The organism is Flavivirga abyssicola (assembly GCF_030540775.2).
Classification (GTDB): domain Bacteria; phylum Bacteroidota; class Bacteroidia; order Flavobacteriales; family Flavobacteriaceae; genus Flavivirga; species Flavivirga abyssicola.
Window position 1 is genome coordinate 1,336,809 of the sequence record NZ_CP141266.1, and the last position, 26,760, is coordinate 1,363,568.

A 26,760-nucleotide genomic window follows, 5' to 3' on the forward strand; every position below is an offset into this window, starting at 1 on the left:
ATTCAAACGAAAAAACAAAATATCTTGTATGTATCAGAGGTTAATTATTTAGTGATCACTCATCAACCACATCTTTTTCAAAATACCACCACAAACTAGAATCAATAGATGTTTTCATTCTATTAATATCTACATCATCCTTTAAAAAAACAGTAATATTTTCGTCTGCTCGATTTTGCCCGATACTTTCTCTAATTTCTATAGATTCTATCTCTTTAAAATGTTCCAAGTGTTTTTTAATCTTGCCATCTAAAGATTTATCAGTTAAAAAAATCTTGATAGTTTGCTGACTTGGGGAGTTTCTAATTTCTGATCTAAAAGGTAGCATAGCATATAATTTTAAGTAAGACAATTTACAGATTGCAAATGCAACACCCTAAGTTAAGCATTTATTCTTATTTTTTATAATTATATTTAACAATGCACAATAAAAAAATAGCCGTCTTAAACAATCTTTTATCTCAAATAGAGGAAAATATTCCATTTAAAGACAAAACCAACCTAATAGTTTCTAAAGTTAATGTGGGGTGGCAATTAGACCATACTTTAAAGGTAATAAACAGAGTTTATAAATACTTAGAACTATCTAATCCACATGATCATAAAAAAGATTTTAATGCCAAAAGAAGCATTTTATTTGCATTATGTTACATCCCAAGAGGGAGCGCAAAAGCACCAAAAGTTGTTAAGCCCCCAAATGTCATCTTAACGGCTGATTTACATACACAACTCAATGAAGCGAAGAAACATATAAATAATATAGAGTTTCTTGATAAAAATGTTCATTTTAAACATTTTATATTTGGAACCTTATCAAAAACCAAAACGCTTCGTTTCTTAGAAATGCATACTAAGCATCACTTAAAAATAGTTAATGATATTTTAAACAAATAGCTCTGACTGATAAATAAACGTTTTTAATTTACTTATAAGTAAATTTTTAATTAATGACTTTGTTCAAGTTTATATAATTAAAAAACCCTTACTGTTTCCAGAAAGGGTTTTAATGTTTTCAAAGAAATTTATTTCTTAAGCCTCAAAAGGCTCAATAGAAACATAAGATTTGTTATCTTTTTTCTTTGTGAATTTTACAACACCATCAACTCTGGCATGTAATGTATGATCTTTTGAAGAGTAAACATTTTCACCTGGGTGATGTGTGTTACCTCTTTGTCTAACGATAATGTTTCCTGCTATTGCAGCCTGACCACCAAATATCTTCACACCTAAGCGTTTCGATTCTGATTCTCTACCGTTTTTCGAACTTCCGACTCCTTTTTTATGTGCCATTTTATTTCGATTTTAGTTTTTAAAATTAACTTAAAGCAGCAATTAAATCGGCTTTCTTCATTGAAGAAATGCCCTCAACTCCTTTAGCTTTTGCCATCTCTTTTAATTCAGCAACTGTAAGTTTACTTAAATCTTGAGTAGCTTCTACTTTTTTAGCAGCTGGTTTTGCCTTTGGTGCAGCAGTTTCAGCTTTTGGTTCTGCTTTTTTAGTTGCTTTTGCTGGAGCAGCTTTTTTAGCTTCTACTTTTTCAGCTTTGGCAGCTTTTTTAGCTCCCGAAGCAGCAATGCTTTCTATTACAATTTCTGTTAAAGATTGACGGTGACCATTTTTAACACGGTATCCTTTACGTCTTTTCTTCTTAAAAACTATAACTTTATCACCTTTAAGGTGCTTTAAGACTTTGGCTCCTACTTGAGCTCCGTCTATAGCTGGGGCGCCTACAGTTACTTTGTCACCATCTGCTACTAGAAGTACGTTATCGAAAGAAACTTTCTTACCTTCTTCTGTTTGTAAACGGTTAACAAAAACTTTTTGGTCTTTTTCAACTTTAAATTGATGCCCTGCTATCTCTACAATTGCGTACATAGCGTAACGTTTTTATTTATTAATTTGTTCAAAAAATGAGTGCAAATATACTGCTAATTAATTAAACTGCAAACGTTTTATCTATTTTGAACGTTTTTTATTTCTGTCTCTTCGAATAAAGAATTGCCTGCGGCGGCTTCTTACGTATTAAGGCATTAACTGTTATTAATTTAAAGGTGGTTTTGAGGAATATTTCTGGTCTTTTTAAAAAACTGCATAACGGTAAGTGTCGCTACCACTGTTGTTGCTAACCCCATAACAGCGACTATAAAGGTCACCATACCAATATCTACATTAAAATCACCTTTAATTGTTTGAAGTAATTCTGATAAAAAGGCAGCGTTAATTTCTGTAGCGTAAAACAGAAAAAAAGCTGTAAACATTAACGTTGCAGTAAAACCTGTAACAACGCCTGTTTTAAAACCTTCATCGTAAGTAAAAGTTTCTGGGTTTTCAAGTTTTTTTAAACGTACGGCTTCACATATTCCAAAGGCAGTAATAACCGCATTAAAAAAACTAAATACAGGATTAATGTGTTTATTAAATAATGCTAAAATTAAAAAATAAGAGATTAGTAAAGCACTTGTAAAAAACCCAAATCGAATGGAGAGCGATATTTTTTTCATCTTCTTGCTGGTTTACATGTACTTAAATTTCGTAAAAATTTATGTATAAAAATAATTTTGAAGCTACTTTTTTAATTAAAACTATATGTTTTTAAGCGAATTAGCCCTGTTTTGACTGTTTTTTGTGTGATAAATACACTCCTAATAAGATAATAACACTAGCAACTCCCTGAAGCATGCTAAATACTTCTCCATCTAAAAAACCCCACATTAAAGCCACAATTGGCATAACAAAGGTTACAGAAGAAGCAAATACTGGCGTTGACATATGTACGAGCTTATTAAATAATATTTTTGCCATTGCCGTACCAAAAAGCGATAGAATCGTAATATAAACCATTGCCATTTTAAATTCTGGGTTTTCAAATGTTTGTGTCGAAAAGAAGTCTGTAAACACTAAAATAATCATTGCTGGAATTATGATAGCTACAAAATTACCAGTTGCTATTGTTAATGGTTTAACATGTTGTAAATATTTCTTAATAATATTAACGTTTGCTGCATACATAAGGGTTGATAAAATCACGAAAATTGCATAGAAATAATTTTGATTAGGATTTAAATGTGCGCCTTTCAGAATTAATATTGCTGTTCCTATAAAACCTATTATAACCCCTAATATTTGTCGCTTTGTAGATGCTATTTTAAAAACAGCGAAGCCTAGTAAAATAGTATTTAGAGGTACTAATGAATTTAAAATAGAAACTACAGCACTATCAATTTCGGTTTCTGCTATAGCAAAGAAAAAAGCGGGTATTAAAGACCCTAAAAGACCAGAGATTATAATCCATTTCCAATCAGATGTTTTAATGGTTTTAATAGTTTTAAAACCCATTGCAAAAAGAAAAAGTCCTGTAATGATAATTCGTAAAGCTCCTAATTGATAAGGCGTTAATCCCAACAACGATTTTTTAATTAAAATAAACGAGCTTCCCCATATTACAGAAAGTACAAAAAGATAAACCCATTTTGATTTAATGTTGTTCATTTAGAGCGGTTTTAGAAATCACAAAATTCTACTTTTTAATGCAATAAACAGCTTTATTTATTAGTTTTGTAAACAACTTAATACTTATAAATAATGAACATATTAAAAAATATTATAGCAATTGCAATGGTAGTATTAATTACTATAAGCTGCAAAAATGAAACTAAGCCAGAAGTTAAAACTATAGAAGTTGCGACTGAGACTGCTACTAAAGAATTAGATCCTAATGCTACTTACGCAAAAGCAGAATTTACTATTGATGGTATGACTTGTGCTATTGGATGTGCAAAAACCATTGAGAAAAACATTGCTAAAATGGAAGGTGTAAAATCTGCAACTGTAGATTTTGACAGAAAATTGGCAATGGTAGAATATAACAACGCTAAAGTAACACCTACTTCTCTTGAAGAAACGGTTACTAAGGTTGCAGATATTTACAAAGTTAGCGACATGAAAACGGTTGAAGGCTTCTCAACTAAAAAAGCATGTGCAGCAGATTGTAGTAAAGCCTGTTGTGCAAACAAAACGGATGCTGAGAAAAAAGCGTGTGCAGCAGATTGCACTAAAGCTTGTTGTGCTAAAAAGGCGTAACACTTGATTAAAGAGACTATCTAAAAATTAGTATATTTTGTCATTCAGAGCGTAGCGAAGGATCTCAAGACTGAAGATTTTAATAGATTCTTCGCTACGCTCTGGATGACACTTCCCTAAATAAAAAAGAAACTGCTCTGTTATATTCAATACCAAACCAGATAAGTTTTTAACGTTATTTTTATATTGTGATGTAAGCTCTATCTTTGCAAGAAAATTGTTAGTTAGAGGTATTATGGTTTCTTTTAAACAAATCGCGTATTTGCTTACCAAATAGAATATTACACTAAAAAAGACCTAAACATCATTTACTTTTCTTGACTTCTCTATTAAATACCAACACATAAAATAATGTGTAAGGTTAAAAAGTATAATAGCAAGGAACTCTAGTAAACTGGTTTTTTCCATAAATAAATTATAACCTTGTAAATAAGAGCTAATAAGGATAGAAATTGTCGAGAATAATAAAAATCGATTTGCTTTAGTTTTGTTATTTGAATATAGCAAAGAAGCACTAAACACAAATATTGTAACAAAAAAAGCATACAATAAAGTTTCATAAAAAAGACGCATTTCGTTCATCCCTTCAGAATAGATTAAAGTAGGCACAGCCGCAAGTATTACAATTAAAAAAGAAAACTTTAAAACCCTTTTTATATTCACTACTTGGTAATGCTTGAATAAAATAAGGAAGTAAATAAGAAAAGCGATGGCATGTAAAATTATACCTAAAGCATTATACGCCTTATATGGGTGATTAAAGTGATAAAGACCTACAACATTAAATACTAAAGAAAGCAAAAACCATTTATTTATTTTATTTGCATTTATAATATGTATAATACAAATTAAAGGAAGCGGAATAAACAATGTTATCTGTCTATCTAAATATTTAGGAAGAATAGCCCCGAGAGCATCCAAGAAAATAATACCGATAAAAAAAATGCTCACTAAGACTTTTTGTCTAACAAGCTCTCGTATTTCATTTTTAAGTATCTTCAATTAGATAATCTTATTTCTACAAAACTCCGAGGGTAGAGAATTCGCAACAGTCTTGTGCGAAAGATAATGCTTTTTATATATGACTGAATAAAATATCTAAAATTTTAGATGAAATACGTCCTATTTCCACTGGATAGTTTCCATAAGATGCCTAATATCTTTTTGCAAGTAATTGGCAGCAGGCAAAATAGAATCGTAATTAGGCCTTGCATAAAAATACAAGGAACCTGTTAAAAAGTGATTAACGCTATCGGTTACATAAAACTGAGCAGGAGATGCTACATTCCCTTTAACTTCAACAAAGCTTCCATAGACTTTGTTTTCTTCGTTAATATATGGATACTCAGGAATTTCATCTGCTTTCGCCATATGTTTTTCTGTAAATTTTCTGGCATCCCTTAAATAACTTGCTAAGTTTTTTTCATCATTTTCAATAGCCTTATAGGTTAAAAAAATGGTTCCTTTTAAGGTTGGGTATTCCAAATTTAATCCATAGCTTTTTGTTGCAGCTTCAACACTTACTGAATTAATCTTGGTCGCCAATGTATTTGTTTCAAACGAAAAAGGCACATCTACTTTAGCTTCTATATATTTTGCTCTGGGGTAGTCTAATCTTAAATATCCCTTTGGTTTGGGTACATAATCTCCACCACAAGACGCTAACATAAAAAATCCCAATATTAAGGATGTTTTTAATAAAAAATTGAAAGTCGGCTTTAAAATCATATCATGTTCAGTTTCCAGTAGTAATCCTTTGATAAAAAATCAAGTTATTGTGAATTTCACAAGTTTAATTCTCTTTTTATCCAAAGCTTCTATTGTGAAAACGTAATTTTTAAAATTTATTTTGCTATTTAATTTCGGAAAGCTTCCAGAAATTTCCAGTACAAAACCAGCAATGGTTTCTGCTTCTCCTTTATTATCTTCAAAAATAGTATCATCTTCAGCCTTAATGATTTTATAGAAATCTTTTAAAGCCGTCTTTCCCTCGAAAACAAAATTATTATCATCCAGCTTAGAATACATCAAGTCTTCATCATCAAACTCATCACTTATATCTCCTACAATTTCTTCAATAATATCTTCTAAAGAAATCAAACCCGATGTACCTCCATATTCATCTACCACAACTGCCAGATGGACTTTTTTCTCCTGGAATTCAGCCATTAAATCATCTAATTTCTTATTTTCTGGAACAAAGAAAGGTTCTCGTATTAAGCTAGCCCAATCAAACTGTTTTCTATCTATATAAGGCAATAAATCCTTGACATAAAGAATACCTTTTATAGTGTCTACGTTATCCTCATAAACTGGGATTCTGGAATAACCATTTGAAATTATTTCGGGAATTATCTCAGCATACTTTTGCTCTATATTTAATGCAAAAATATCAATTCGAGGACGCATAACCTGTTTTGTATCTGTATTACCAAAGGATACAATACCTTGTAAAATCTTGTGCTCTTCTTTAGTTGTATCTTCTTCACTTGTTAATTCTAAAGCTTGCGAAAGTTGATCTACACTTAAATTAGATTTTTGCTTTCCTAGTTTATTATGAATCGCCAAGGTTACTCCTCGCATTGGTAAACTTATTGGTGATAAAATAGCATCTAAAATTCGTAACGGGTACGCCATAAAAGAAGCAAACTTTAAATTATTTCTACTCGCATAAATTTTAGGTAAAATTTCACCAAATAATAAAATTAAAAATGTAATTACAATAACCTCTACTGTAAATTTAATTAGTGGATTAGTAATATTACTAAACATAAAATCCCCTAAGAAGGCAAACAAAATAACAATACCAATATTTATGAAATTATTGGCTACTAGTATAGTAGCCAATAATTTTTTAGGACGTTTTAATAATTTTGATATAATTTGAATGCGTTTAGAGTTCTCTTCTAAACCGTCATCGATATCTTTTCTATTAAGGGAAAATAAAGCTACTTCTGCTCCAGAAATAAGCGCAGAGCAAACTAAAAGTAAAAACAGTAATACAAAACCAGTGACAACTGAAAAATCAATTGTAATGAATAAAGGTTTAAAACTCGAGGGATCAGGATCCAAATACTATCTTTTTGGTTTAACTTAAATTAAAATGGAAGATCATCATTTTCTTCCCCTACGGGTTTGTTAGTTGACGGTTCATTTTCAACAGGTTTTTGAGCCATTGATTTGCTCGCAGCGGCTGCGTTATTCTCACTCTCCTTTTTGGTTGAAAGGAATGTAAAATCATTACATTGTATTTCGGTAGAGTATCTCTCATTGCCGCTATCATCCTGCCATTTTCTCGTTTTCAACCTACCTTCTATATAAACCTTATCACCTTTACTCAAATATTTTTCGCAAATCTCAGCGCCTTTATTTCTAACAACAATATTGTGCCACTCTGTATTTGTAACCCGCTCGTTAGTTTGCTTATTCGTATATGTTTCGTTTGTAGCTAAAGGAAACCGACCAACACAACCACCGCCTTCAAAATAATGCATTTTTACTTCATCTCCTAAATGCCCAATTAGCATGACTTTATTTAATGTTCCAGACATAATTATTGTTTACTTTAGAACGCAAAATTACAATATTGCGCTGCATTTTTTTAAAATTAATAAAAAAATATGATTGTTGTATCTAAACTAATCAAAAATAAGGAATTACTAAAAAAATCATTCTCCATAAATGTTACGATTTCAATAGAAAGACATTTAAATTGACTTGAAATTTAAGTTTAAGGGCTATTTAAAAATTAAAAGTTTCAATAAAATTCCCTATTAGAATGGGCACTGCATAATTATGTATTTGATTTATTGGAATGCCTTCTACTAAAAGCTTATTTACATTTACAACCCAAAACTTAGTATACAAATGCTGATGGGATAATTTATGTACTACAACATCTTTATTATATAATGATAGTTCAAACGGCATACCTTTAATTAAACCATGTGCCTTTATGAGTGTTTTTAAAGTTTTATCATCAATATTCTTATTGGTCTCAATAAGAGGGAATTGATATAAGTTTTGCCAAATGCCCTTACCTTCTCGCTTTTCCAAAACGGTCTTTTCATCTTCAGAAATAAACACCAAAAAATTGAAATACTTCTTTTTCGCTTTTGCAGATTTAATTTTAACAGGTAAACTATTTATGGTTTTTTTATTGAAAGCAATACATCCTTTATTATAAGGGCAAATATTACAATCCGGATTTTTAGGCTTGCACTGTGTAGCACCAAACTCCATAATGGCTTGATTAAACTCTGCCGGATTTTTTTTATCGATTAACTCCTGAGCCAGTGCTTTAAACTCCTTAGCTCCTTTCGAAGAATTTATAGGTGTATCAATTCCAAAATACCTTGATAAGACTCTATATACGTTACCATCAACAACTGCAGTAACTTCATTAAAACAAATAGATGCTATGGCACTTGCCGTATAATCCCCCACACCTTTTAGCTTTAATAAGTCTTTATAATTATCAGGAAACTCACCATTTAATTGGTCTGCAATGTATTTGGCTGTTGCGTGTAAATTCCTTGCCCTAGAGTAATACCCAAGTCCTTGCCATAATTTAAGTACGTCTTCTTCATCTGCTTTAGCAAGATCAAAAACCGTAGGAAATGTATTGGTAAATGACATATAATATGGAAGCCCTTGTTTAACTTGTGTTTGTTGTAAGATAATTTCTGACAACCATATGTAATAAGGATCTTTTGTTTGCCTCCAAGGAAGCTCTCTCTTATTATTTGAATACCAGTGAATTAAAATTTCTGAAAATATCATTTATCCAATATATACTGCGCACAAAAATAAACGTTTATAATCTTAAATTTTAATGAATTAGGTTTGAAATATTGAATATTAAATTCCTATATTTGCATCCCTCGAAATTGATAGTAACTTAAAAAATAAAATATTAAAATGACGAAGGCTGATTTAGTAGCAAAAATTTCTGAAAAACTAGGAATTGAAAAAGGAGATGTTCAAGCAACTGTTGAAACATTTATGGAAGAAGTAAAAACTTCTTTAGAAAGCGGTGATAATGTATACTTAAGAGGTTTTGGAAGCTTCATTATTAAAACAAGAGCGGAAAAAACAGGTAGAAATATTTCTAAGAACACAACTATAAAAATACCAGCTCATAATATTCCTGCATTTAAACCTGCAAAAGTTTTTGTTGAAGGTGTTAAAACAAATGTAGACGTTAAATAAAACATTAAACTAAATAATTATTAATTTAAAAGACACTATTTATGCCAAGTGGTAAAAAACGTAAAAGACATAAGGTTGCAACGCATAAGCGTAAGAAGCGTAGACGTGCCAACCGTCACAAAAAGAAAAAATAAATCAAAGAAGTAGTTAATCTAACTACTTCTTTTGGTTTTAAAAATAACAAGTTCTTTGAAATGAGTTCATTATAATTCTGAACGTTTTTAGTGTTTTATGAACTCCACGGATTCAAAAATCCTGTGAAGTACCTTAATAAAAAATTAGTTTTGAATCTCTAAGACTAATTAAGGTACAATATCTAGCAATAAATATTGTTTTTTTATTGTTAGGTAGAAATAATGTATAATCCATCTGTACTTAATTGTATGGATAAAAATTAACTAAATGGATAAAGAATTGATTATTCGATCTAGTTCCGAAAATGTTGATTTTGCCTTATTAAAAGATGGAAAACTTATTGAATTACAGAAGGATGAAGATAGTAATGACTTTTCTGTTGGTGATGTGTTTATAGCCAAAATAAGAAAAGCCGTTCCTGGTTTAAATGCTGCATTTGTTAATGTAGGTTATGAGAAAGATGCATTTTTGCATTATCATGATTTAGGACCAAAACTACCTTCCCTTTTAAAATTCACAAAACGTGTAAGCACAGGTAAACTAAAAGATTTTTCTTTAAAAGACTTTCCATTTGAAAAAGATATTGAGAAAGACGGCAAAATTGCCGACGTCTTAAAATCTAATCAATCGCTATTAGTACAAATAGTTAAAGAACCTATATCTACAAAAGGCCCTAGAATAAGCTCTGAGCTTTCTATTGCTGGCAGATATATTGTTTTAGTTCCTTTTTCTAGTCGTATTTCTATTTCTCAAAAAATAGAAGACAGGGAAGAAAAAGACCGATTAAAACGATTGGTAAAGAGTATAACTCCACCAGGTTTCGGCATTATTGTACGCACCGTAGCACAAGGCAGAAAAGTAGCAGAACTAGATAAAGACTTACAAAATTTGCTTAGTCGTTGGACGGCAATGTGTAAGAAGCTACACAAAGCACATCATCCAAGTAAAGTATTAGGAGAAATGAATAAGGCCTCGTCTATTTTACGAGACATATTTAATGACACCTTTACAAGTATTCATGTTGATGATGAAGAGCTTTACATTCAAATTAAAGATTATGTGCAAGAAATTGCACCAAAAAAAGAATCAATAGTTAAATTGTATCAGTCTAAAGTTCCAATTTTCGAAAAATTTGGAATTGAAAGACAAATAAAAACTTCCTTTGGCAAAACCGTTTCTATGGCTAAAGGTGCTTATTTGGTTGTCGAACACACCGAAGCACTGCATGTTATAGATGTAAACAGCGGCAACAGATCTAACAAAGCCAATAATCAAGAGGATACAGCATTAGAAGTTAATCTAATAGCAGCTACAGAAATGGCTCGTCAATTACGTTTACGTGATATGGGTGGCATTATTGTAGTAGATTTTATCGATATGACTAATGCTGAAAACAGGCAAAAATTATTTAATCACCTTCGCGATGAAATGAAGGATGACCGAGCTAAACATAAAATATTGCCTCCTAGCAAATTCGGATTGATACAAATAACAAGACAACGCGTTCGCCCAGAAATGAATATTAAAACCCGAGAGGAAAACCCTAACGGTTTAAATGGTTCTGAGGTTGAAGCACCTATAGGATTGGTGCAAAAAGTAACACACGATCTTGAACAACTATTAAAAAAAGACTATAAAAAGTTGACTTTAAACACACATCCTTTTATAGCAGCCTTTCTAACAAAAGGTTTTCCATCGATACGTTCAAAATGGTTTTTTGAACACAAAAAATGGGTCAAAGTTTTACCAAGAGATGCTTACACATATCTAGAATACCACTTTTTCGATAAAGATGGTAATCAAATTAAATAATTTAAAGCCCCTTGCTATTCATTTAGCAAGGGGTTTTTGTTTTTAAGAAAAATCTATGTTCTAAATTTTAGAAATTAAAATTCTTCTCCTTGCCCTCCTCCTTGGTTACAATCAACAAACTCGACTTCATATCCAAGCCATTGAGAAGTTCCACAAGAATTTGTCATTCTAGCCTCAAAAACATACCAACCAGGAGACGGTGTATAATTGAGTGTTCCAAAACTACTCGTAGTAGTTGATGATGTATATAAAACATTTAAACTAGGAAAACTTAGCAAACGTACTTGATAGGTATTCCCTTGTATCTTTGGATATAAATCATACTGATTATTAGTATGACTACTACAAAAATACCACTCTTCGCCAATCCCATTACTAAATTGAATATCTTCTATATACTGCGTACCCACCCAAATGTTTTTTTGTACTGTGCTACAAGAGGTAATTGCTCTTACATAACCACTTCCACTAATAGTACTACTTGTAGGCCGTACAGTAATACCTGTATTAGATTGAGATAAAATTTGCAAATACGATGGTACTTGCCATGTAACAGAACTACCACCATTTGTTAACGTATATGTTTTTGTAGAATTACCGCAAATTAATTGAGAGCCTGAAATGGTTGGTTTAGGGTATAAATAATTTGCTCCAACTATATCACCAGCAGATAAACCATTACGTTGCACATTAAAAGTAGACCCATCAAGCTTTGTAATTGTTGGCTGTCCATTGCTTGAAAAAAAATCAGACCCATACATCATGATTGATCCAAAATCAAAACTACCAATATCTTCGCCAGTACTAGTTCTTGTTGTATATCTATCAAAATTAGTAGTAGCTCCTGAAATAATATTATTGTAATGAATTTGAACATGATTATCTCTATCTTGTCTCGTTTGTTCATGGAAAAACCCTATAGCATGTCCAATTTCGTGAATTGTATTTCCCGTTGAACACCCAGAGCCTAAGCCGATTTCTTGTCTACCTCCTTTTTTCCCTATCCAATCTGAATAACAACTACCTGCAGCGGCTGAAATGAATTCAATATAGTCGCTTTGGGTAGTACGTTGAACAAATGTAAGTGAAGTATTTGCTTCCCAATGTGCAATTGCATCTGCAACCCTATTCTGACTAGGAAGGTTATTATTAATTGTATAATATACTATATTACATGGCCATCTGTAGGCACTTCCACTTTCAACAGCAGACTTATTAAAAGATTTGTCACGATCTTTATCTAAATCTTCTTGAGCTATTATTATATCTCCTTGGAAAATATATTCATTCCCTTTCTTCATAACCTTAAGATCTACACCGCGATAATTAATAGTAACTATTTCTCCAATAAAATTTGGATAAGCCTGTTCTGGGGTTACGTTAATTGAATCTTCAGGTCGATTGATTTCACCTTCTTCCATATTTTCAGAACAATTCTGAAATAAAAATAATGGTATTACAAACACAAAAAATAACTTGACAATACTAAATTTGTTTTTCATTTTAATTAAGTTTAAAAATTAATAAAATTACTATCTAGTTAAACTTACAGGTTCGTCTTAAAAATCTACTTTTTAGCATACGAAAAATTGTGTATTTCGTCGAAAAAACAAAAATACCGTTGTGGCAAAACCGTAAAATGAAGTTATTTATAACCTATTGAAAATCAAATAATAATAGGTTAATCGTTTGATATAAAATGACAAAATTACTTTAAGGTGCTGGATTAGGCATCATGTTATGTGCTTCATTAATTTGAGTTAATACCTCATCATTTAAAGTAACATGAATACTATCTATATTTTCTTTAAGCTGTTCTAAATTAGTTGCTCCAATTATAGTACTGGTAACAAAGGGTTGCTGAGTTACAAATGCTAACGCCATTTGCGCTAGAGTTAAACCATGATCTTCAGCAATTTTTAAATAACGCTTAGTCGCTACAGCTGCTTGTTTTCCACTATATCTGGCAAATCTTGGAAATAATTTAAGTCTGGCATTATCTGCTGCATTGCCTTTAACATACTTGCCGGAAAGCACCCCAAATGCCATTGGCGAATAGGCTAACAAGCCTACATTTTCCCTTAAAGCTACTTCTGCCAAATCAGTTTCAAATGTCCTAGTTAACATGGAATAAGCATTTTGAATGGTTATCACTCTAGGTAAATTGTGTTTTTTAGATTCTTCTAAATAGCGCATGGCTCCCCAAGAGTTTTCGTTTGATAGTCCAATATGCCTTATTTTACCAGCTTTAATTTGAGTATCCAAACTATGAAGAATTTCATTAAAATTATCTTCCCATTTAGCATCATGTTTGTAATCCCTAATGCCAAATCTATTGGTATCGCGTTCTGGCCAATGTAATTGGTATAAATCTATATAATCCGTTTGCAATCTTTTAAGCTCTAAATCTATAGCTTCTTTTATTGCATTTGGACTAAATCCTGTTTTACGAATATGTGCTGTATAATCTCCCGGCCCTGCAATTTTAGAAGCGATAATAACTTTATCTCTATGGCCTGTTTTTTGTAACCAAGTACCAATAATTTTGCTAGTTCGCCCACTCATTTCTGCCGTTGCAGGTACTGGATATAGCTCGGCAGTATCTATAAAATTAATACCTTGATCTAAAGCATAATCTAGTTGAGCATGCCCTTCGGTTTCTGTATTTTGATTGCCCCATGTCATGGAACCCAAACATATTTTACTAACTTTTATATTGGTATTTGGTAGTGTTGTGTATTTCATCTATATGTTTTTTACCACTCCCGCGACTTGCTCTGAACTTGTTTCAGTAAGGCGGGAATCTCTTTAATTGAAATTTCTTATTTTCTAATGGATACCCACTTCAGCAGGAATGAAAGTTAAATTGTGTTTCACTAGTCGATAAAGATAAAAAACCTTTCAGAGTTAATAAGGACCCTGAAAGGTTTTTTAAATAGAATTCCTGCCGCAGCCTATCTTGAGCTAAGACGAAAGGCAGGAATGACAATATTTTAATTTTCGTTTAACAGCTTAGATAGTTCATCTAATTTAGGAGTCAAAATCACCTCAATACGTCTGTTTTTAGCTTTACCTGCAGCAGTCCCATTTGAAGCAATAGGAGCAAATTCACCACGACCAGCTGCTGTTAAATTTTCTGGATTTATAGACGTGTTTTCTTTTAAAATTTTCACAATAGCCGTAGCACGTTTGGTTGATAAATCCCAGTTACCACTTAATTGTCCACTTCCTTTATAAGGTACATTATCTGTATGACCTTCTATTAAAACCGCTATGTCTGGATTATCACCTAGTACACTTCCTAATTGTTGTACAGCTCGTCGTCCTTCGGCACCAACAGCCCAACTACCTGATCCAAATAATAGTTTATTCTCCATAGACACATATACTTTTCCGTCGCGTTGCTCTACTGTTAATCCTTTACCTTCAAAATCTGTTAAAGCTCTAGAAATAGCATTCTTTAATTGTGTCATCGCTGCATCTTTTGAAGCAATAACGCTCTCTAATTCTGCCACTCTATTCGATCTATCTTCTAATTCCTTTTTAAGTCTTGCTAAACGCGCATTTTCGTCAGCTAACGCTTGTTCTTTTGCTTCTAATTTGGCTAATAGTTCTCTATTCTTTTTAGAATTTCTCGCTATGGCGCTAGAACTATTTTTTTCTAAAGCATCGTAAGAATTTTTTAAGTTATCGTAATTAGATTTAGAAGCTTTATAATCTGCTTGTAATTTATCGCGTTGTTGAACAGCTTCATCATAAGCTTTTTGAAGTTGTTTAAGTTCATTTTCTGCAGCATTTTTGGCACTTAAAAGCGCATCGTTTTCATTTGAAAGTTTTCTGTTTTCCTCTTTTAAATCACCATATTTGTCTTCCAGTTCTTTATATATTTTTGGAGATACACAAGACACTAAAAACGTTAAAGTTAATACTGTTAATAAGATTTTTTTAATCATTCCGTTTGGGTTCATTTGTTATTTACTTATTTATAAAATGTATTTTAATTATCTATTTCTACTAAAATTGGACAATGATCACTATGTACAGCTTCAGAGAGTATAACGGCTCTTTCTATTTTTTCTTGTAATGGTTCTGCAACCATGGCATAATCCAATCGCCAACCTTTGTTATTCGCACGGGCATTTGCTCGGTAACTCCACCAACTGTATTGCTGGGTTTCTGCATTTAAATATCTAAACGAGTCTATAAATCCACTATCAATAAAACGCCCTATCCACTCACGTTCTACTGGTAAAAATCCGGACACACCTTTCATTTTAGGGTTATGGATATCAATCTCTTCATGACAAATATTATAATCACCACAAACAACAAGATTAGGCCGCTCTTTTTTAAGATTGTTTATATAATCTTGAAACATGTCCATGTATTCTAACTTATGATTTAAACGTGCATCATTGGTTCCCGATGGTAAATACAAACTCATAACAGATACACCATTAAAATCAGCACGTATATTTCTACCTTCAAAATCCATAGATTCAATGCCTGTACCGTATTCTATATGATTTGGTTCTGTCTTGCTTAGAATTGCAACTCCGCTATACCCCTTTTTTTGAGCACTAAACCAATAATTATATTTATAACCTGCTTCCACAAAAACATCTAAATCTAACTGCTCTTTTAATGCCTTTATTTCTTGTAAGCAAATAACATCTGGATTAGCACTTTTTAACCAATCTACAAAGCCTTTGTTTATTGCCGCCCGAATGCCGTTTACATTATATGATATAATTTTCATTAGTTTATGGTTCTTGTTGTAATTATTTGCTGTAATTCACATAGTAAAATATTTTGACAAGTATCAAAATCGTTAATTATGCGCATTTCATCTAGCTAAAATAAATAATACGTTACTTTTACGCTATCAAATAAAAATTTATTTTTATTCAAATTCCCTTTTTATTGTGAAAGACAAGCTTATAATATATTTTCAAGTTTCCTTGAAGGCATTATATTAGTTATTACAACAGGTTTAACGAATTATATTAACAAAATATTTTAAACTATTTGCAGTTTAAGTATATAATGAAGTTTATTACATCAATTCTTATATTTTTAATTGGTTTTTGTGGATTTACTCAAGAGCCCGTTTCAAACTATAAAACTATAAAGGTTGCTGTAAAAAACCTTATTCGTATTGACAGCGTAAGTATAAATTCTGGCGCATTCTCAATAAGAAAAAAAGATAACACAATTATTGACTCAACTTTCTATTCAGTCGATTTTGCCAAAGCTGTTCTTACTTTTAAAAAGCCTATTGAAACTGATTCAATCATTATCAACTATTTAAGGTTTCCTGATTTTTTAACTAAGACCTACCAGCAATTGGATGAGGGTATTATTGTTGAAAACAATGAAAATCTCAAAAAATTATATAAACTGTCTAAACCAAACGATTCGAAGAATTTCACGCCTTTTGATGGTTTAACCACTTCTGGAAGTATTTCAAGAGGCGTTACTATTGGAAACAACCAAAATTCGGTTTTAAATAGTGAATTAGACCTTCAAATAACAGGGAAACTTAATGATAAGGTCTCCCTTAGGGCATCTATACAGGATGCTAATATTCCGTTACAAGAAAGTGGTTATTCACAGCGATTAGATGAATTCGACCAGGTTTTTATTGAATTGTTTAGCGATCGTTGGAATGTTAGGGCTGGTGATATAGATTTACTGAATACAGATTCTTATTTCGCAAGTTTTTCTAAACGTGTTCAAGGCTTATCTGTTAAGGCTAGGTTAGGAGATGAAGATTCTCAAACCAATTTGTTTGCTTCTGGAGCTATTGTGCGTGGACAGTTTACAAGAAGCCAGTTTACAGCACAAGAGGGTAATCAAGGCCCTTACAAATTACAAGGACAGAATGGTGAATTATTTGTGCTAATTGTATCGGGTAGCGAAACGGTTTACGTAAATGGTGTTGCCGTAAAACGTGGTGAGGATCAGGATTATATTATAGATTATAATGCTGGAGAAATTATATTCAACGCTACGTACCCTATTACTTCTGAAATGAGAATTACTGTCGATTATCAATTTAGCGAACGTAATTATTCACGCTTTGTAGCGTATGGGGGCGGACGATTTGAAAGCGACAAACTAAAAATTGGCGTTTCTGTTTATTCTGAAAATGATGCAAAAAATCAACCGCTTCAACAAAACTTATCCGAAGAACAGGTACAGGTATTATCTAATGCTGGGGATGATAGAAGTTTGATGGTAGCTCCCTCTGAAATTCAAGAAACTTTAAACGAAAATAGAATTTTATATAAGAAAGAACTCATTGGTGGCGTAGAAGCTTTTGTTTTTTCGAATAGTCCTGATGATGAATTATATCGGGTTACTTTTACATTAGTTGGCGACAATCAGGGTGACTACATTTTAAGCAATACAACGGCTATTAATAATATTTATGAATTTGTGGGAATTTCTCAAGGGAATTATGCCCCCATTGTTCAATTAGTTGCTCCTACTAAGCTTCAAATTGCTGTAATAAATGGACATTATAAGCCATCAGAAAAAACCAATATTATTTTTGAAGCTTCCGGTAGTAAAAATGATTTAAACTTATTTTCAGGTTTAAATGATGATGATAACGATGGTTTTGCTGGTAAATTAAATATTGAACAGAAGCTTATAAAAAATGATAGTCTTTGGAGTTTAAGTGCTTTTGCTAATACCGATTATATTCAGGAAAACTTCAAAACCATTGAGCGTTTATATAATGCTGAGTTTAACCGCGATTGGAACTTAGAATTACCTTCTGGAAATCAAACCGTAATAAACTTAGGGGATCAAGTTTTATTAAACTCTGGTTTTCGGTTTTTTCATCCCGAAAAAGGTATTGTCAACTATCAATTTGAGCATTTAGGTTACTCTGAAAACTTTAATGGGAATAGGCATGTTGCCAATCTAAATTTGCGTCTAAATAAGTTTAGCATCTCATCTTATTCTAGTTTTTTAAATGCCAATTCTAATAGTAATACCTCAACATTTTTAAGGTCTTATAATCGTATTACTTATGGTATGCAAAAAAGCTGGTTAGGAAGTATAATAGCTATTGAAGACAATGAACAAAAAGATATTTCAACCGAGACATTAACACCTTTAAGTCAGAAATTTAAATCCTACGAAGTATTTGTTGGAGTTGGTGATAGCACCAAAGTTTTTGCCGAAATAGGATATAAAAACCGAGTAAATGATAGTATAAGAAATAATGAATTACAAAAAGTAAATACTTCCAATACATTCTATTTAGATTCGCGGTTAGTCAAAAATGAAAATACGAACCTATCTTTATATGCTAATTATAGAACTTTAAAAAATGAAGATAGTGAGATTGAAGATGAACGCTCTATAAATTCCAGACTACAATTTAATCAAAAGCTTTTTAAGCAAATTGTGCAGTGGAATACCATTTTTGAAACGAATTCTGGAACATTGCCCCAGCAAGATTTCACTTATGTTGAAGTTGAAGCAGGGCAAGGTACATATACCTGGATTGATTATAACGAAAATGGCATTCAGGAACTTGAAGAGTTTGAAATTGCTCAATTTCAAGATCAAGGGAAATACATAAGAGTCCTTTTACCTAATCGAGTTTTTATAAAAACACATCAAAACAGGCTAAGTCAAACACTCACAATTAACCCTTCTCAATGGGCTGTTAGTAAAAGTAAATCAAAAAAATTCTGGTCTCATTTTTATAATCAAACCAGTTATTTAATTGATAGAAAGATACGACGAGAGGGTAATAGCTTTAATCTTAACCCTTTTGAAAATAATGAAGCGGGTCAGTTAGGGTTGCAATTAAATTTTAGAAATGTTTTGTTTTTTAATAGAGGTAAACAACATTACACAACGTCTTATACTTATCTTGATAATTCAACCCGAAATATTCTATCTGTTGGATTCATTGAAAACGGATTAAAAAGTCATCAACTCAATTTCAATCATAAAATTGCCGAAAGTTGGTTAATAAGTATACTTTCATCTTTTAACACGAATGAAAGTATTAGCGAAAACTTTGCAAGTAAAAATTATAATTTTGAAGAGCAGTTGCTTAATCCAAAATTGTCTTATTTATTTAATGACAATTCCAGTTTTGATATATTTTATCAGTATGCAAGCAAAAATAATACGATAGGGAACCTAGAGTCTTTAGAACAACAAAAATATGGTGCGTCTTTTACTTTAGCCAATAGTCAAAAAAGTGCTATAAATGGTGAGTTTAATTATTTCTCAAATATCTTTAATGGTAACCCCAACACACCTGTTGCTTATCAAATGTTAGAAGGGTTACAGCCTGGTAAAAATTTTACATGGACCCTACTAGCTCAAAAAAAACTAACTGCTTTTCTCGATCTTAATTTAAGTTATTTCGGAAGAAAAACAGAAACCAGCAAAACCATACATACTGGGGCTATTCAATTAAAAGCCTATTTCTAAAATCTTAAGTTATCTATTTTTTCAAAAACTGAAACAATAACTTTTACAGCTTCTATATAAAATTCTGGATGAATGTTTTCATAATCATCTGTAGGTTCATGGTAATCATTATGATCTTCTACCCCAAAGTATAAAAATGGAATACCTTTTTTATAAAAATTCATATGATCCGATGAATAGGTCCAGTTCTCTAAAGCGTCACTATCATTATGCCCTTCTATGAGTTTAATTTTCTTAGAGTGTTGATAATAGCTAACCGCATGTTTCAATTTTTTGTTACGTTCTGTTCCAACCACATATAATTCATTCTTTTCACTCCTACCAATCATATCCATATTGATATTTACTTTGATGTTTTTTAATGGAATAATCGGATTTTTCACAAAGTGTTTTGATCCTAGTAGCCCCAATTCTTCACCATCAAATGCTGCTAAAATAACTGAATACTTTGGTGGATTATTTTTAAAATATTCACCAAAACCAAACAATGCGCTTAATCCGGAAGCATTATCATCGGCGCCATTGTAAATCTCCCCTTTTTTAATCCCTTCATGGTCATAATGTGCACTAATAACTATATACTCATCAGGGTTTTTGGTGCCTTTTATTAGCCCTAGAATATTTATTGCCTGATATTCTTTTTGTTTTTTTACAAACAAAAATGCTTGCTCGTAGCCTTTTCCTAATGGTTGAACATTTAGCGAATGAAACTGATTTATGATATATTTTCTAGTTTTTAAGGCCCCTCTAGTCCCTGTTCTTCTACCTTCGAAAGCATCAGATGACAACGATTTTAAATGCTTTAACATAGATTCTCCACAAAAGGAACTAGCTTCTTTTTCACATATTTGTGAATTAACATGTATACATATGAAGTGACATAGCAGGCATAGGGCGATCAATTTTATTTTCATCTACTAGATTTAATTTCTTAAATCTAAACAAAAAAACCCAAGCATGAGCCTGGGTTCTTAAATTTTAAGATATGTATAACTAAAATACTATGATATATTAGCTTTCATTAACTCGCGATTCATTCTAGCAATGTTATCTAAAGAAATCCCTTTAGGGCATTCAATTTCACAAGCACCTGTATTTGTACAGTTACCAAAACCTTCTAAATCCATTTGAGCAACCATGTTTTTAACACGATCTGCTGCTTCTACTTGTCCTTGAGGTAATAATGCGTATTGCGATACTTTTGCACCTACAAACAACATCGCGGATGAGTTTTTACAAGTTGCAACACAAGCCCCGCAACCAATACACGTAGCAGCATCCATGGCTTCATCAGCCGCATGTTTTGAAATAGGAATTGCGTTTGCATCTTGAGTATTTCCTGAAGTATTTACAGAAATATATCCTCCAGCTTGCTGAATACGCTCGAAAGCCATTCTGTCTACTACTAAATCTTTTATTACGGGAAATGCTGCTGCTCTAAATGGTTCGATAGTAATGGTATCGCCATCATTAAACATACGCATGTGTAATTGACAGGTTGTTATACCTCTATCTGGGCCATGAGCTTCTCCATTAATGTACATAGAACACATTCCGCAAATACCTTCGCGACAATCATGATCGAATGCTACAGGATCTTCGCCAGAATTCACCAATTGCTCATTCAAAACATCCATCATTTCTAAAAAAGACATATGCTCTGAAATATCAGTAACTTTATAATCGACCATTTGACCCTTTGCATTTGAGTCTTTTTGTCTCCAAATTTTAAGTGTTAAATTCATTTTCTTTTAGTTATTTGGTTATTGAGTTATTTGGCTATTGAACAATAGTTTTATGATACAATTTCTATTAACTTAATAACTTTATTTTTCTTTTTGATTCTTTAAATATTTAATATATCCATTTAAAATCAAAAGCGTTTTATTATGTATTATTCTTAATTCATTTAAATTTTTCTTCTGAAATGTAGCCTTCATCAAAAGCTATAATTCCATGATCAAGAGTTTCAAACAAAGAACCTCTCGCTATCCTACAAAACTGAATGTTCTCTTGAAAATGAAATCTTCCATAACTTTCAGAAATATTATTTCCAATAGAACGTGATGAACGTTTAATTTGATCTATTAAAGCAAATTTCTCAGAATTAGGGATCTTAGTAATTATTTGGTTTTTTACAAATAATCTTAAATTCCTCGCTTCTTTCCAACAAGCCAATTCTTCAAAAGATTTAAAATTAGTCACCCAAAATAACTAAATAATTAATAACTATTTATAAGATCTCTGCTTCAATTCAATGTCTTTAAATTCTAATTCTTCTTTATGTAAAACTGCATCGGCAGGTTCTCCTTTATATTCCCATGCAGAAACAAATGCAAAATCTTTATCATTACGCTTAGCTTCTCCTTTTTGAGGGCCGTCTAATTCAACAGACTCTTCTCTAAAGTGACCTCCACAAGATTCTTCACGTACTAAAGCGTCTTTTGCAAATAATTCACCTAATTCTAAGAAATCGGCAACACGACTAGCTTTTTCAAGTTCAGGGTTCATTTCATTTGCACTTCCCGGTACTTTAACTTCTTTCCAGAACTCTTCACGAATGGCTTTAATTTCAGCCATAGCTTCATTAAGTCCTTTTTCATTACGTGCCATACCTACTTTATCCCACATAACTTTTCCAAGTCGTTTGTGGAAGTGATCTACAGATTTTGTTCCTTTATTGTTAATGAAGAAATCGATACGGTCTTTTACTTCTTTTTCAGCTTCTTCAAACTCCTTAGTATCTGTTGGTATTTTTCCGGTTCTAATATCATCCGATAAATAATCACCTATTGTATAAGGCAATACAAAATAGCCGTCTGCTAAACCTTGCATTAATGCCGAAGCACCAAGTCTGTTTGCTCCATGATCTGAGAAATTAGCCTCACCAATACAGTACAGTCCTTCAACAGTAGTCATTAAGTTATAGTCAACCCAAATACCTCCCATTGTATAGTGGGTTGCTGGATAAATCATCATAGGTGTTTTGTATGGATTCTCATCAACAATTTTCTCATACATTTGGAATAAGTTTCCATATTTGGCTTCAACGATAGCCTGCCCTAGTTCGTATATTTTTTCTTCAGAAGGGTTATTTATATTTAGAATTTTTGCCTGTTCTTTTCCGTAACGTTCTATAGCAGCAGCAAAATCTAAATAAACAGCTTCTCCTGTTGCATTTACTCCAAAACCTTCATCACAACGTTCTTTCGCAGCTCTTGAAGCTACATCACGAGGCACTAAGTTTCCAAATGCAGGATAACGTCTTTCTAAATAATAATCTCTATCTTCTTCAGCTAAATCGGTTGGTTTCAATTTACCCTGCTGAATGGCTTGAGCATCTTCAATTTTCTTTGGAACCCAAATGCGACCATCGTTACGTAGAGATTCAGACATCAATGTTAATTTAGACTGATAATCTCCTGAACGCGGAATACATGTTGGGTGAATTTGTGTGTAACACGGATTTGCGAAATACGCTCCTTTTTTATGAATTTTCCAAGCAGCTGTGGCATTACTTCCCATAGCGTTTGTTGATAAGAAATATACATTTCCATAACCTCCAGTAGCTATTACAACAGCATGTGCCGAGTGTCTTTCTATTTCACCAGTAATTAAATTACGAGTGATAATACCTCTTGCTTTCCCATCTACTTTTACAACATCAAGCATTTCATGACGGTTAAACATCTCAATTTTACCACGAGCAATTTGTCTATTCATTGCTGAATAAGCTCCCAATAATAATTGTTGTCCTGTTTGCCCTTTAGCATAAAAAGTTCTTGATACTAATACACCACCAAACGAACGATTATCTAATAACCCGCCATAATCACGCGCAAAAGGAACCCCTTGTGCGACACATTGATCAATAATATTTGCAGATACCTCAGCTAAACGATGCACGTTTGCTTCACGCGAACGATAATCGCCACCTTTTACGGTATCATAAAATAATCTATATGTTGAATCACCATCTCCTTGATAGTTTTTTGCAGCATTAATACCTCCTTGAGCAGCAATAGAATGCGCACGCCTTGGAGAATCTTGATAAGCAAATGCTTTTACATTATATCCTAGCTCTGCTAGAGTAGCGGCAGCCGAGCCACCTGCTAAACCAGTTCCTACGACAATAACATCTATATGACGTTTATTAGCAGGGTTTACTAAGTCGATATGATTTTTATAATCTGTCCATTTATCTTTAATTGGACCTTTTGGTACTTTTGAATCTAAAGCCATACTAAACTATTTAAGATTAATGGTTAAGGTGATGATAAAGTGCAATTATTATAAATCCTAGCGGAATAACAATCGAGTATACTTTTCCAAATGTTTGTAATGCTTTTTTACGTCCAGCTGTAGCTCCTACCGATTGGAATGCTGATGTAAATCCGTGCAGTAAGTGTAACGCTAAGAGTATAAATGCAACAACATAGGCACCTACTCTGGCTGGACTTAAAAACTTGTGTTGCAATTCGTGGAAATATCTAAAACTTCCATCATGCATTCCAGACATGTCACCTTGAATGTATTTATTATTTATTTCCGGAAACCAGAAATCTATAAAATGAAGTACAATAAAAGCTAATATTACTAGCCCACTGTAAATCATATTTCTACTCATCCAAGTAGAGTTTGCTGCACCATTATTTTTGGCGTATGCAACGCCATTCGCTTTTTTGTTCTTAATTTCTAATACGAACCCCATTACAAAATGAAATACAACACCAAATATTAACACTGGTTGTAAAGCAAATTGAACTAGAGGATTTGTTCCCATAAAATGAGATAGCTCATTAAAAACATCTTCACTAAATAAAGATGTTATATTTACTGCTAAATGTATTATTAAGAAAAACATGAGGAAGAAAGCAGAAAGTGCCATTGCAACTTTTCTTCCAATCGAAGATTTAAAAAATCCACCCATTATTTTGAAGTTATTTTTGTTTTTACAAAGGTAAGTTAGGATGAAGTTTTAGACAACTAACAAATGTCATGTTTTTACTATTTATAATGATTTTAAGTTAAAATTAGCTTAATTTATCGCTAAAACTTCTTTTTATGATTCAATTTGGATATGGTACGTCCCTTTTGGTAAGTAATATTTATTATTCTTAGCATTACAAAACCTCCCCTATGTGTGTAAAATATTAAACACCATGCCTACGTTTTTATACTATAACTGTTTTGGTAAGTTAATCTAAAATAATTTTTTTGGTAATCGTAGCTCTATCAGAATGAATATCTACAAAATACATACCTTTGGAAACACCTATTAGATTAATAGTCTTTGTTCTTGAGGTATTAGAAAAATCAACCTCGGAGATTAATCGTCCACTAATATCATACACGATTGCTTTATTTAAATTAACAAAAGATTCATTTTTGATAAAAAACTGCCCTTTTGTAGGATTGGGAAATAAAACAACACCTCTTTCTAATTCATTTTCTTCAACACTCAAATTGCATATTGATGAATTGGTCATAACAGAAGTGCCTACGCATGGCACCAATACTGTACTCCTATCTTGCACACTATTTGCCCCTGCTATATTATTCAATGTAAAAACCCGTTGTTGTTCTCCATTAGAGAGAGCAAAATGCATAACATCATCTAAATTATCACCATCAAATGTAAGATCAATAACATGACCTAATTGATGTCCATGACCAAGTTCATGTAAAGCAACACTTTCAAAATCGAACTCAGTAATGTCAGGTAAACCACTACCAAAATACCAATTGGTTGTATCATCAAAAACAATATCTAGCTCACTAACAAACCAATTAATATCTGGAGTTCCTCCGGTTGTACAACCTGAATACCAAGAAGTGCAGCGACCTAAAACACCATCTTCAAGTTCTGAGCCATTATCAAATCGAACTACATTAGTCCCATCTGCATCAAGCTCACCATCAAATGGAGCTGCTAAATCAGCTACTCCTATAACATCAACTGTTGTGGCTGTTCCACTTACAGTCCAATTAATATTTGTTTCACACCGCCATTTATCTATGGTATTTTCAAATGCAGCTCTAGCATCTGTATTATTAAAAAAATCTGTAAACATCTCCCATGTATATCCACCACTTCCATTATCGTTAACATGCTGTACTTGATATGAATTACCCCCTGAGACCACATTTTGTTCCGCATGAGTAATAGTCAAAACCGTAGATGTTGCAGAAGTTCCATCAGAAGCATGCATAACTCTTACCTGACCTGTTCCTGCATTAGCAGGAACCTCAACAACTATCGATGTATCACTCCAAGTCACTTCACTGTCTAAAGCATCAATAAAAGTTGCTCCTCCATCATCTGCGTTAGCAAAACTAACCGTTCCTTTATTGGCACCAAACCCTGAACCTGTAATAGACAATGGTGCTTTTTCTCCAGCTATGATTGAATTTGGTGATATATTTGTAATAGCCACAGCTAAAGCAGATTTATTATAGCTATTATCTTTACTATTTTTGAGTAATTCTACTTCCTTGAGCACTAAAGCCTTTTGCTTACTTAAATTTTCTATTTCTTCATGAAAAGATGTAGATATCCCTTTATACGATTTGAATACATTGCTAGCGGTATTAGAAATAATATCATAATCATAAAACCCTTGTATGCCACTGTAAGCCTCATATTTTTTACTTGTTCCTTTATTAAGAGCACCTGATTTATTAGATGGATTAAGCATAAGAATACCTCGCTTATTAATGCCTAATTTTAAACTATGAGATGATATCTGAGCAGTTAACCCAACCACACCTCCTAAAGTGATCACATCAATATATTCGACTTCATTTCCTTTAAATATCTTATATACTTCTACAATATTAGATGTATATATATTTCTACTATTTAAGTCCCAAAATGATTTTTGAGAGACAACCTTACCTTCTATTATTAAACTAGATGATTTAACTTGTTGTTTTAAGGGTATTTCTCGTAAACTTATTTGCGCAAACAAAGTATTCTGAAATACTAAACAAAAAAGGAGAATGATAATTAAGAATATGGGCTGAGCAATTTTTCTCATTTGAGAGTTTTT

25 protein-coding genes are annotated in these 26,760 nt (G+C 32.2%); 5 read left to right on the forward strand and 20 right to left on the reverse strand.

The window, feature by feature from the left end:
• Window positions 1–55 precede the first annotated feature (55 nt).
• Window positions 56–328 carry a hypothetical protein gene (locus Q4Q34_RS05490; protein WP_303318906.1) on the reverse strand — a complete coding sequence of 91 codons (273 nt, stop codon included), beginning with the start codon at window positions 326–328 and terminating at the stop codon, window positions 56–58.
• A gap of 92 nt (window positions 329–420) precedes the next feature.
• On the opposite strand from Q4Q34_RS05490, the gene Q4Q34_RS05495 reads away from it, so the two are divergent.
• A complete protein-coding gene (locus Q4Q34_RS05495; RefSeq protein WP_303318907.1) occupies window positions 421–894 on the forward strand; it encodes a DUF1569 domain-containing protein in 474 nt (157 codons plus the stop codon).
• Window positions 895–1,029: 135 nt separating this feature from the next.
• Here the strand turns inward: Q4Q34_RS05495 and rpmA are convergent, their stop codons facing one another.
• From rpmA to Q4Q34_RS05515, 4 genes are all read right to left on the reverse strand, one after another.
• Entirely contained in the window at window positions 1,030–1,290 is a 261-nt protein-coding gene (rpmA, locus tag Q4Q34_RS05500) for a 50S ribosomal protein L27 (RefSeq protein ID WP_274182989.1), read from the reverse strand.
• A gap of 25 nt (window positions 1,291–1,315) precedes the next feature.
• A complete protein-coding gene (gene rplU / locus Q4Q34_RS05505) occupies window positions 1,316–1,876 on the reverse strand; it encodes a 50S ribosomal protein L21 (protein ID WP_303318908.1) in 561 nt (186 codons plus the stop codon).
• 170 nt (window positions 1,877–2,046) lie between these two features.
• Window positions 2,047–2,502: a DUF4199 family protein gene (locus Q4Q34_RS05510; RefSeq protein WP_303318909.1), complete on the reverse strand. Its 456-nt coding sequence runs from the start codon at window positions 2,500–2,502 to the stop codon at window positions 2,047–2,049.
• A gap of 100 nt (window positions 2,503–2,602) precedes the next feature.
• Complete coding sequence (locus tag Q4Q34_RS05515; protein WP_303318910.1) at window positions 2,603–3,490, reverse strand: DMT family transporter; 888 nt, start codon at window positions 3,488–3,490, stop codon at window positions 2,603–2,605.
• 93 nt (window positions 3,491–3,583) lie between these two features.
• Here Q4Q34_RS05515 and Q4Q34_RS05520 point away from each other — a divergent pair, with 93 nt between their 5' ends.
• A complete protein-coding gene (locus tag Q4Q34_RS05520; RefSeq protein ID WP_303318911.1) occupies window positions 3,584–4,081 on the forward strand; it encodes a heavy-metal-associated domain-containing protein in 498 nt (165 codons plus the stop codon).
• Between the two features lie 297 nt (window positions 4,082–4,378).
• Here the strand turns inward: Q4Q34_RS05520 and Q4Q34_RS05525 are convergent, their stop codons facing one another.
• From Q4Q34_RS05525 to mutY, 5 genes are all read right to left on the reverse strand, one after another.
• Complete coding sequence (locus Q4Q34_RS05525; RefSeq protein WP_303318912.1) at window positions 4,379–5,083, reverse strand: hypothetical protein; 705 nt, start codon at window positions 5,081–5,083, stop codon at window positions 4,379–4,381.
• Between the two features lie 120 nt (window positions 5,084–5,203).
• A complete protein-coding gene (gene gldD / locus Q4Q34_RS05530; RefSeq protein WP_456298859.1) occupies window positions 5,204–5,809 on the reverse strand; it encodes a gliding motility lipoprotein GldD in 606 nt (201 codons plus the stop codon).
• A 39-nt stretch (window positions 5,810–5,848) separates the two neighbouring features.
• Window positions 5,849–7,153 carry a gliding motility-associated protein GldE gene (locus Q4Q34_RS05535; protein ID WP_303318914.1) on the reverse strand — a complete coding sequence of 435 codons (1,305 nt, stop codon included), beginning with the start codon at window positions 7,151–7,153 and terminating at the stop codon, window positions 5,849–5,851.
• A gap of 26 nt (window positions 7,154–7,179) precedes the next feature.
• Window positions 7,180–7,632, reverse strand: coding sequence for a single-stranded DNA-binding protein (locus Q4Q34_RS05540; RefSeq protein ID WP_303318915.1), 453 nt, complete (start codon window positions 7,630–7,632; stop codon window positions 7,180–7,182).
• A 190-nt stretch (window positions 7,633–7,822) separates the two neighbouring features.
• Window positions 7,823–8,863: an A/G-specific adenine glycosylase gene (gene mutY / locus Q4Q34_RS05545; protein WP_303318916.1), complete on the reverse strand. Its 1,041-nt coding sequence runs from the start codon at window positions 8,861–8,863 to the stop codon at window positions 7,823–7,825.
• 138 nt (window positions 8,864–9,001) lie between these two features.
• Here mutY and Q4Q34_RS05550 point away from each other — a divergent pair, with 138 nt between their 5' ends.
• Both Q4Q34_RS05550 and Q4Q34_RS05555 read left to right on the forward strand, forming a co-directional pair.
• Window positions 9,002–9,292, forward strand: a complete 291-nt coding sequence (locus tag Q4Q34_RS05550) for an HU family DNA-binding protein (RefSeq protein ID WP_019386001.1) — start codon at window positions 9,002–9,004, stop codon at window positions 9,290–9,292.
• Between the two features lie 402 nt (window positions 9,293–9,694).
• Window positions 9,695–11,239 carry a ribonuclease E/G gene (locus tag Q4Q34_RS05555; RefSeq protein ID WP_303318917.1) on the forward strand — a complete coding sequence of 515 codons (1,545 nt, stop codon included), beginning with the start codon at window positions 9,695–9,697 and terminating at the stop codon, window positions 11,237–11,239.
• Between the two features lie 74 nt (window positions 11,240–11,313).
• Here Q4Q34_RS05555 and Q4Q34_RS05560 read toward each other — a convergent pair whose 3' ends face one another.
• The 4 genes from Q4Q34_RS05560 to Q4Q34_RS05575 all read right to left on the reverse strand — a co-directional run bounded on the left by Q4Q34_RS05560 (window position 11,314) and on the right by Q4Q34_RS05575 (window position 15,998).
• Window positions 11,314–12,741: a M12 family metallopeptidase gene (locus Q4Q34_RS05560; protein ID WP_303318918.1), complete on the reverse strand. Its 1,428-nt coding sequence runs from the start codon at window positions 12,739–12,741 to the stop codon at window positions 11,314–11,316.
• A 211-nt stretch (window positions 12,742–12,952) separates the two neighbouring features.
• Window positions 12,953–13,984 (reverse strand): NADP(H)-dependent aldo-keto reductase, encoded by a 1,032-nt coding sequence (locus Q4Q34_RS05565; RefSeq protein WP_303318919.1) that lies wholly within the window; start codon window positions 13,982–13,984, stop codon window positions 12,953–12,955.
• A gap of 248 nt (window positions 13,985–14,232) precedes the next feature.
• Window positions 14,233–15,192, reverse strand: a complete 960-nt coding sequence (locus tag Q4Q34_RS05570) for an OmpA family protein (protein ID WP_303318920.1) — start codon at window positions 15,190–15,192, stop codon at window positions 14,233–14,235.
• 44 nt (window positions 15,193–15,236) lie between these two features.
• Complete coding sequence (locus Q4Q34_RS05575) at window positions 15,237–15,998, reverse strand: exodeoxyribonuclease III (RefSeq protein WP_303318921.1); 762 nt, start codon at window positions 15,996–15,998, stop codon at window positions 15,237–15,239.
• Window positions 15,999–16,285: 287 nt separating this feature from the next.
• On the opposite strand from Q4Q34_RS05575, the gene Q4Q34_RS05580 reads away from it, so the two are divergent.
• Window positions 16,286–19,708 carry a hypothetical protein gene (locus Q4Q34_RS05580; protein WP_303318922.1) on the forward strand — a complete coding sequence of 1,141 codons (3,423 nt, stop codon included), beginning with the start codon at window positions 16,286–16,288 and terminating at the stop codon, window positions 19,706–19,708.
• Here the strand turns inward: Q4Q34_RS05580 and Q4Q34_RS05585 are convergent.
• The 6 genes from Q4Q34_RS05585 to Q4Q34_RS05610 form a co-directional block, all read right to left on the reverse strand.
• Window positions 19,705–20,622 carry a M28 family peptidase gene (locus tag Q4Q34_RS05585; protein WP_303318923.1) on the reverse strand — a complete coding sequence of 306 codons (918 nt, stop codon included), beginning with the start codon at window positions 20,620–20,622 and terminating at the stop codon, window positions 19,705–19,707. The genes Q4Q34_RS05580 and Q4Q34_RS05585 overlap by 4 nt on opposite strands.
• Window positions 20,623–20,709: 87 nt before the next feature.
• Window positions 20,710–21,453, reverse strand: a complete 744-nt coding sequence (locus Q4Q34_RS05590; RefSeq protein WP_303318924.1) for a succinate dehydrogenase/fumarate reductase iron-sulfur subunit — start codon at window positions 21,451–21,453, stop codon at window positions 20,710–20,712.
• 160 nt (window positions 21,454–21,613) lie between these two features.
• Complete coding sequence (locus Q4Q34_RS05595; RefSeq protein WP_303318925.1) at window positions 21,614–21,913, reverse strand: four helix bundle protein; 300 nt, start codon at window positions 21,911–21,913, stop codon at window positions 21,614–21,616.
• Between the two features lie 24 nt (window positions 21,914–21,937).
• Window positions 21,938–23,950 (reverse strand): fumarate reductase/succinate dehydrogenase flavoprotein subunit, encoded by a 2,013-nt coding sequence (locus tag Q4Q34_RS05600; protein WP_303318926.1) that lies wholly within the window; start codon window positions 23,948–23,950, stop codon window positions 21,938–21,940.
• A gap of 16 nt (window positions 23,951–23,966) precedes the next feature.
• Window positions 23,967–24,638, reverse strand: coding sequence for a succinate dehydrogenase cytochrome b subunit (locus Q4Q34_RS05605; RefSeq protein ID WP_303318927.1), 672 nt, complete (start codon window positions 24,636–24,638; stop codon window positions 23,967–23,969).
• 268 nt (window positions 24,639–24,906) lie between these two features.
• Entirely contained in the window at window positions 24,907–26,748 is a 1,842-nt protein-coding gene (locus tag Q4Q34_RS05610; protein WP_303318928.1) for a T9SS type A sorting domain-containing protein, read from the reverse strand.
• Window positions 26,749–26,760: the final 12 nt, after the last annotated feature.

What these genes read in the sequence shown, in the direction of transcription:
- Q4Q34_RS05490 (WP_303318906.1), bottom strand. Translation starts at nt 328, where the DNA reads ATGCTACCTTTTAGATCAGAAATTAGAAACTCCCCAAGTCAGCAAACT.
- Q4Q34_RS05495 (WP_303318907.1), top strand. Translation starts at nt 421, where the DNA reads ATGCACAATAAAAAAATAGCCGTCTTAAACAATCTTTTATCTCAAATA.
- rpmA (WP_274182989.1), bottom strand. Translation starts at nt 1,290, where the DNA reads ATGGCACATAAAAAAGGAGTCGGAAGTTCGAAAAACGGTAGAGAATCA.
- rplU (WP_303318908.1), bottom strand. Translation starts at nt 1,876, where the DNA reads ATGTACGCAATTGTAGAGATAGCAGGGCATCAATTTAAAGTTGAAAAA.
- Q4Q34_RS05510 (WP_303318909.1), bottom strand. Translation starts at nt 2,502, where the DNA reads ATGAAAAAAATATCGCTCTCCATTCGATTTGGGTTTTTTACAAGTGCT.
- Q4Q34_RS05515 (WP_303318910.1), bottom strand. Translation starts at nt 3,490, where the DNA reads ATGAACAACATTAAATCAAAATGGGTTTATCTTTTTGTACTTTCTGTA.
- Q4Q34_RS05520 (WP_303318911.1), top strand. Translation starts at nt 3,584, where the DNA reads ATGAACATATTAAAAAATATTATAGCAATTGCAATGGTAGTATTAATT.
- gldD (WP_456298859.1), bottom strand. Translation starts at nt 5,809, where the DNA reads ATGATTTTAAAGCCGACTTTCAATTTTTTATTAAAAACATCCTTAATA.
- Q4Q34_RS05540 (WP_303318915.1), bottom strand. Translation starts at nt 7,632, where the DNA reads ATGTCTGGAACATTAAATAAAGTCATGCTAATTGGGCATTTAGGAGAT.
- mutY (WP_303318916.1), bottom strand. Translation starts at nt 8,863, where the DNA reads ATGATATTTTCAGAAATTTTAATTCACTGGTATTCAAATAATAAGAGA.
- Q4Q34_RS05550 (WP_019386001.1), top strand. Translation starts at nt 9,002, where the DNA reads ATGACGAAGGCTGATTTAGTAGCAAAAATTTCTGAAAAACTAGGAATT.
- Q4Q34_RS05555 (WP_303318917.1), top strand. Translation starts at nt 9,695, where the DNA reads ATGGATAAAGAATTGATTATTCGATCTAGTTCCGAAAATGTTGATTTT.
- Q4Q34_RS05560 (WP_303318918.1), bottom strand. Translation starts at nt 12,741, where the DNA reads ATGAAAAACAAATTTAGTATTGTCAAGTTATTTTTTGTGTTTGTAATA.
- Q4Q34_RS05565 (WP_303318919.1), bottom strand. Translation starts at nt 13,984, where the DNA reads ATGAAATACACAACACTACCAAATACCAATATAAAAGTTAGTAAAATA.
- Q4Q34_RS05570 (WP_303318920.1), bottom strand. Translation starts at nt 15,192, where the DNA reads ATGATTAAAAAAATCTTATTAACAGTATTAACTTTAACGTTTTTAGTG.
- Q4Q34_RS05575 (WP_303318921.1), bottom strand. Translation starts at nt 15,998, where the DNA reads ATGAAAATTATATCATATAATGTAAACGGCATTCGGGCGGCAATAAAC.
- Q4Q34_RS05580 (WP_303318922.1), top strand. Translation starts at nt 16,286, where the DNA reads ATGAAGTTTATTACATCAATTCTTATATTTTTAATTGGTTTTTGTGGA.
- Q4Q34_RS05585 (WP_303318923.1), bottom strand. Translation starts at nt 20,622, where the DNA reads ATGAAAATAAAATTGATCGCCCTATGCCTGCTATGTCACTTCATATGT.
- Q4Q34_RS05590 (WP_303318924.1), bottom strand. Translation starts at nt 21,453, where the DNA reads ATGAATTTAACACTTAAAATTTGGAGACAAAAAGACTCAAATGCAAAG.
- Q4Q34_RS05600 (WP_303318926.1), bottom strand. Translation starts at nt 23,950, where the DNA reads ATGGCTTTAGATTCAAAAGTACCAAAAGGTCCAATTAAAGATAAATGG.
- Q4Q34_RS05605 (WP_303318927.1), bottom strand. Translation starts at nt 24,638, where the DNA reads ATGGGTGGATTTTTTAAATCTTCGATTGGAAGAAAAGTTGCAATGGCA.
- Q4Q34_RS05610 (WP_303318928.1), bottom strand. Translation starts at nt 26,748, where the DNA reads ATGAGAAAAATTGCTCAGCCCATATTCTTAATTATCATTCTCCTTTTT.